This is a genomic window from Halolamina sp., from assembly GCF_036626355.1.
GTDB lineage: Archaea > Halobacteriota > Halobacteria > Halobacteriales > Haloferacaceae > Halolamina.
The window spans coordinates 1-5570 of the sequence record NZ_JAZKRY010000127.1; the positions used below are offsets into that span (position 1 = coordinate 1).

Here is a 5570-nt window from a genome sequence, read left to right on the forward strand (position 1 = left end):
CTGATGGTTCACGCCCGAGCGGTATCAGCGCGAGCGTATAGTAGTACGGTACGCGGTAGCAAGGGGAGCGGCGACGCGCCTGCTGGCCGGCGTTACCAGACGTCGCCGAGCGCCCGGAGCACGTTCTCGCCGAGCACCTTCCGGATCTCCTCGTCGCTGTAGCCGTTGGCGACGAGCCAGCGCGGGATGTTGTTCCAGGCCTCCGTCGGGTTCTCGAGACCGTCGACGTACTCACTCCGCAGGGTGGATTCGGGGAGCTCCATCCCGTGGAACTCCGAGAGCACGCGCAGCAGTTCCGTGTGGTCGCCGTAGAGCACGTCCGGGCCGAACGCCACGTGGTCGACTCCCACCAGGTCGACGACGTACTCGAAGTGCTCCATATACGTCTCGATATCCGGGAGGTGCGTCGAGGAGAGCAGGCCGATGACGCCGCCCGTGTCGGCGATGGCCTCGAACAGCTCGTCGGAGGTGCCGCGGGCGCCCATCCCCGCGCCCTTCGCGAGCGCGTGCGTGTCGAACACTGGCTTCTCGCTCACTTCACAGACGTCGAGTGAGGTCTGCGGGCTGGCGTGGCTCACCGAGACGGCCATTCCCACGTCGTTCATCCGACCGACCGCTCGGGCGCCGAAGCCGGTGAGGCCGCCGTCACGTTCGCGGATGTCGCCGCCGCCGGTACCCAGCGCGTTCGAGGTGTTGTACGTGATCCCCATCGAGCGCACGCCCATCCCGTAGAGCTGCTCGATGCGGTCGAGTTCGTTCTCGATCATCGCCGCGGACTCGATGCACTGGACGATGGCAACCTTCCCCGCCTCGCGAGCGCGCTGGATGTCGTCGACGTCCCGGCACTGGAACGCGTAGTCCGAGTGCGCCAGGTCGCAGGCGCGCATGCTGACTTCGTGAACGATGTCGTCCCACTTCCAGCCGTGCAGCGAGTGGACGCTCGAGAGCCCGTCGAGCTGCATGTCGAAGACGGCGTCGAGGGAGGTCTCCGCCAGAAACTCGTAGGCGGTGTGGATGCGGCCCTCTCGGATGTAATCGAAGATGTCCTCGTCGATGTTCTCGGGGAACTGGAACGCGTGTTCGTGTAGCGAGAGCACGGTATCCTCGGTGAGTTCGTCGACGCGGGCTTCCTGCTCCGGGGTGAGCTCCACCGCACGGGGTTCAAAGCCCGCGTGCTTCGAACTGAGGGGGAAGCTGCGGTAGTCCTCGCCCGCCTCGAGATACTCGTACGGCTGGTACCCGTCGTACTGCTTGTCTGCACCCATGGTTCTCGTTCATAGTGGCAGTGGACGGCCACTTAGTCGTTCGGATACCCGGCAGCCTCGCCGGCCCGCGACTCGGTGATGGGAGCCCCTGACCCGGCGGCGTTCGACACCGTCGATGACACGATTCGCAGTAATCACTATCAGGCCCTGCCGCTCAGTCCCGGAGCGCCATCCAACTCGGGGCTGCCCGGAGTGCAGCCGCGTCGTCGCCCCGTTCAGCGACGAACTGGAGGCCGACCGGGAGGCCGTCGACGGTCCCGCAGGGCACGCTCACGGCAGGGTGGCCGGTGACGTTGAACGGGCCGGTGTTGGCGAGCGAGCCAAACACGTCGTCCATGTCCGCGTCCCATTTCGGCGGGAGCATCGGCACCGTCGGCGACGCCAGGACGTCCACGTCCGCGAGCGCGGCGTCCTGTTGAGCGAACTGTTCGGCGAACGCCTCGAGTTCGGCGGTCGAGAGGTCCATCGAGAGGCTATCGGCGTAGCGTCGGACTGCCTCGCTGTCGACTGTGTCACCGTTAAGCATACAGTTCCCAATTCGGGGTTCGGTGCTTGAAAGTAGCGCTCGGGACGATCCAGGCGGGAGCGTGGTTCGTGGCAGCGCTACACAAGCTATTTGCCACCCCGGACAGGTTGATAGTCCGAGGACAGTACATGTATGCAGAGATAAACGGGGCCCAGCTCTACTACGAGCTCCACGGTCCTGACGACGCGCCAGCGATCGTCTCACTCCACGGTGGACCGGGGATTAGTGACCATCAGAAAGGAAAGGAGGCGTTCGAGAGCCTCACGGACAACTACCAGCTGCTGGTGTACGACCACAGGGGCTGTGGCCAGTCGAGCCTCACCGAACCCTACTCCAACGCGCAGTACGCCAAGGACTGCGACGCGCTCATCCAGGAGCTCGGACTGGACGAAGTGGTGCTCATCGGCGGCTCCTACGGCGGCTTCATCACCCAGGAGTACGCCACTCGGTTCGGTGACCGCGACCACTTCGAGGGGTTCGTCCTGCGAGACACGGCCGCCTCCCACGCGTACGAGGAGAACTCTGTCGAGAACGCCCGGGAGTCCTGGGATGCGATGAAGGCCAAGGAGTTCGATCTGCCCGACATCTCTTGGGAGGAGTTCATGACGGTGATGGACGGCAACGTCGAATCCGACGAGGAGTTCGAACGCATCTGGCTCGGCATGCTCCCGCTCTACGCCCCGAATCTCGACGAGTTCGACGTGGAGTCGGCCACGGAGGCGACCGCCGAGCGGGATTTCCATCACGAGACCCACAACGAGATGTTCACCAACGCCTACCCGAATATGGACTACACCGACGACCTCCCGGACGTCGACGTCCCGGCACTGGTTACCGTCGGCCGACACGACTGGATTACCCCGCCCGAAGCGAGCGCCGAGATTGCGGACCTGCTGTCAGACTCACGACTCGTCATCTTCGAGTCCAGTGGCCACTCGCCCAACTTCGACCAGGCCGAGCAGTATCTCGCCCGAGTACGAGAGTTCTTCGCCGAGATCGACTACGGGTCGCCGTACGCCGGCGATGCCACGCCCACCGCAGTTGCTGGCGACGCAGGAGGCGATAACTGATGACTGATACGAGCAATCCTGACGTGATGAACCTCGCCGACGCGCTCTCGGTCACCTGGCGGCCGGGCGAGCCACGGCGGCTCACCTACGTCGAGCGCGAGCGCGGTGAGGATGCAGTGTACGATTACCGGTTCGACATCGACGCCTCCGAGCGCGTTGTCGCGTTCGACGAGCGCATCTCCGGGCGCTGGGGCCAGGTCGATTGGAACCAGGACGGAACGAAACTGCTCTACACGCGCGACGGCGACGTGCGCGTCTACGACACGACAACCGGCGAGGAGCGGACGCCGGCACCGAGGGACGCTTTCGACAACGCGCCGCGCTGGTCACCCGCCGAGGACCGAATCGCCTTCATCTCCGGCCGCGGCGACGCGGGGAACGATATCTGGCTCGTCGACGAGGATGGCGACAACCTCGAACGGATCACCGAGGGTGCCAACCCCCACGACGACAAACGCTGGGAACCGTCCTGGTCACCGGAAGGCGATCGCATCGCCTACGTCGGCGCCGCGGACTGGCACGGCCGCGACTGGGCCGATGAGGCCCACATCGTCCATGTCGGCACCGGCGAGGTGAACCGGCTGACGCGCGGACTGAGCGTCACTTCGGTTCCCTCGTGGTCGCCTGACGGCGACCGGATCGCCTTCTTCGGGAAGGAGGTCGCAGAACCCTGGTACCGCCACTCCGAGGACGTGCACGTCCACGATCTCCGGACGGGAACGCGGGAACTCTATCCCGTCGAGGCCTCCCACCAGTACAACGTTCAGCAGCCCATCTGGGACCTCGGCGGCGACCGGCTCTTCTTCCCGACACGTGAGCGGGGCACCCAGCAACTGGAAGCGATGCTGCTCCACGACGAGAGCGACGCCCGCGGCATCCCGACTCGAGTGACGGTTCACGACGGCGTCTTCGGCGCCGGGCCGGTCTCACTCTCGCCCGATGGGGAGTATCTCGGTTTCTCCTACGCTGAAGCGAAGCTGCCACCGCATCCGCGAGCAATCGAGACCGCCGGCGGGCAGGAACAGCAGCTCCGTGACCCGGAGGTTCCGGATGGCGTCATCGAACCCGAGAACGTCACCTACGAGACGTTCGACGGCCAGTACATCAGCGGCTACCTGTACAAACCGGAGGGCGTCACCGAGGACGACCCCGCGCCGACGCTGGTGCAGGTCCACGGCGGCGGCCACTTCCAGTACGGCGACGGCTGGCATCCGATCGAGCAGTATCTCGCGGCGCATGGCTACGTCGTCTTCGCCATCGACTTCCGGGGCTCCGGGGGCTACGGCCGGGCGTTCCAGGAGCTCTCGATGGGCGACTGGCACGGCGGCCAGGTCGAGGACGCCCGCGAGGCGGCGCGCTACGTGCGCTCACTCCCCTTCACCACGGCCAAGGTAGGTATCTACGGCGGCTCCTGGGGCGGCTTCATGACGCTGATGAGCATCACGCGCTACCCCGAGGTCTGGGACGCGGCCGTCGAGTGGTACGGCGTCTCCAACCAGTTCACCGACTACGAGGAGGTCGACCGTGTCGGGCGCCTCCTCACCGAGCGCGATATGGGCGGCACACCCGAGGAAGAGGAGGAACTCTACCGGAAGGCCAGCGCGGCGTTCGACCTCGATCTCGTCCAGACCCCGCTCGCGGTGCTTCACGGCGCCGAGGACGAGCGGGTGCCGATCAATCAGGCCGAGGAACTCATCGACGAACTCGAAGACGGGCCAGTCCCGTTCGACGCAACTATCTACGAGAACGAGGGCCATGGCTTCCGCGACGAGGCGAACCGTCGCGATGCGATCGAGCGGACCCGTGAGTGGTTCGACGACCATCTCTGAGGCCCGCCGTCGAGGCGGCCCGTGCGCGTCGGTTCGTTTTTCATCGGGAAACGCCCCCTCTACGCATGCGATTTGGTGAAACTCGTAGCGACAGCCTAACTGAAACTCCGACGAGCACCGGAGAGCGAACTGAGTCGATCCGCCTCGACCGGGCCCGCGAGGAGCCCAGGGCCGCAGCCGAGCGGCTGGCCGACGCCGTCACTGTTCCCTGTAGGGTGGACAAGGCGGAGCGCAGTTCAGCGCGGCGTAGCTGACCCAGCCGGCCAGCAGCATCATCCCGAGACCGATGGCCAGGAGAATAAGCTGGTCTGTCATCGTCGAGAGCAGCCCCGAGAATGCGCCGAAAATTGGCAGCGAGAAGCCGATGGAACCGAGACCGGCAGCGGCGCCCACCTGGGGGAGAAACGCTTTCTGGCCGCCGACGGCGATCAGTCGATCCACGGGACCGGCTGCGTTCATCGGTATCGACTTGTCACGTAGAGCGGTTTCACATAACACTGTCGCACCAGAACGAAGAAACGCGACGAAGCGGGTTGACCGGGCCCGCTACTCAGTCGTCGTCGGCCGCGCTGGCCGGCGCATCACCCAACAGCCCGCCGAGCTTCTCGAACTTCGGCTCGGGGTACGTTTTCGGGCTCTGGCTGACGCCGTGGCGCGCCCACGTCGCCGCCTGTTCGAGCGCCAGGCTCGCCGGGTCGAGGAACGGGACGCCGACGCGCTCCTCGATCTCGTCGTGGCGCTGGGCGAACGAGAGGCTCATGCAGCCGGGGAACAGCGCCTCGGCGCCGTCCTCCTCGACCGCTCGTTTGCCCTCCTCCACCATCCGCTCGACGAGGTCGTCGTCGCTGTGGTCGATCTCCTCGACGGGCGCGTCGACCGA

At 65.8% G+C, this 5570-nt stretch carries 5 protein-coding genes and 1 pseudogene; 2 read left to right on the plus strand and 4 right to left on the minus strand.

Annotated elements, in window-relative coordinates:
- Nucleotides 1-92 precede the first annotated feature (92 nt).
- Together V5A38_RS14255 and V5A38_RS14260 are read right to left on the minus strand one after the other, a co-directional pair.
- Nucleotides 93-1265: a membrane dipeptidase gene (locus tag V5A38_RS14255; protein WP_332326430.1), complete on the minus strand. Its 1173-nt coding sequence runs from the start codon at nt 1263-1265 to the stop codon at nt 93-95.
- A 154-nt stretch (nt 1266-1419) separates the two neighbouring features.
- Nucleotides 1420-1791: an amidase family protein gene (locus tag V5A38_RS14260; protein WP_332326431.1), complete on the minus strand. Its 372-nt coding sequence runs from the start codon at nt 1789-1791 to the stop codon at nt 1420-1422.
- Nucleotides 1792-1919: 128 nt separating this feature from the next.
- Here V5A38_RS14260 and V5A38_RS14265 point away from each other — a divergent pair, with 128 nt between their 5' ends.
- Nucleotides 1920-2861 (plus strand): alpha/beta hydrolase, encoded by a 942-nt coding sequence (locus V5A38_RS14265; protein WP_332326432.1) that lies wholly within the window; start codon nt 1920-1922, stop codon nt 2859-2861.
- Nucleotides 2861-4690: a S9 family peptidase gene (locus V5A38_RS14270; protein ID WP_332326433.1), complete on the plus strand. Its 1830-nt coding sequence runs from the start codon at nt 2861-2863 to the stop codon at nt 4688-4690. The genes V5A38_RS14265 and V5A38_RS14270 overlap by 1 nt, the downstream gene beginning before the upstream one ends.
- Before the next feature lie 198 nt (nt 4691-4888).
- Here the strand turns inward: V5A38_RS14270 and V5A38_RS14275 are convergent, their stop codons facing one another.
- Together V5A38_RS14275 and V5A38_RS14280 are read right to left on the minus strand one after the other, a co-directional pair.
- The gene (locus V5A38_RS14275) at nt 4889-5149 is read right to left on the minus strand and encodes a hypothetical protein (protein WP_332326434.1); all 261 of its coding nucleotides are present in this window, start codon (nt 5147-5149) and stop codon (nt 4889-4891) included.
- Between the two features lie 91 nt (nt 5150-5240).
- Nucleotides 5241-5570, minus strand: a pseudogene (locus V5A38_RS14280) (Asp/Glu racemase); the annotation flags it as partial.

Coding starts and splice junctions, on each gene's coding strand:
- V5A38_RS14255 (WP_332326430.1), bottom strand. CDS start 1,265: ATGGGTGCAGACAAGCAGTACGACGGGTACCAGCCGTACGAGTATCTC.
- V5A38_RS14260 (WP_332326431.1), bottom strand. CDS start 1,791: ATGCTTAACGGTGACACAGTCGACAGCGAGGCAGTCCGACGCTACGCC.
- V5A38_RS14265 (WP_332326432.1), top strand. CDS start 1,920: ATGTATGCAGAGATAAACGGGGCCCAGCTCTACTACGAGCTCCACGGT.
- V5A38_RS14270 (WP_332326433.1), top strand. CDS start 2,861: ATGACTGATACGAGCAATCCTGACGTGATGAACCTCGCCGACGCGCTC.
- V5A38_RS14275 (WP_332326434.1), bottom strand. CDS start 5,149: ATGAACGCAGCCGGTCCCGTGGATCGACTGATCGCCGTCGGCGGCCAG.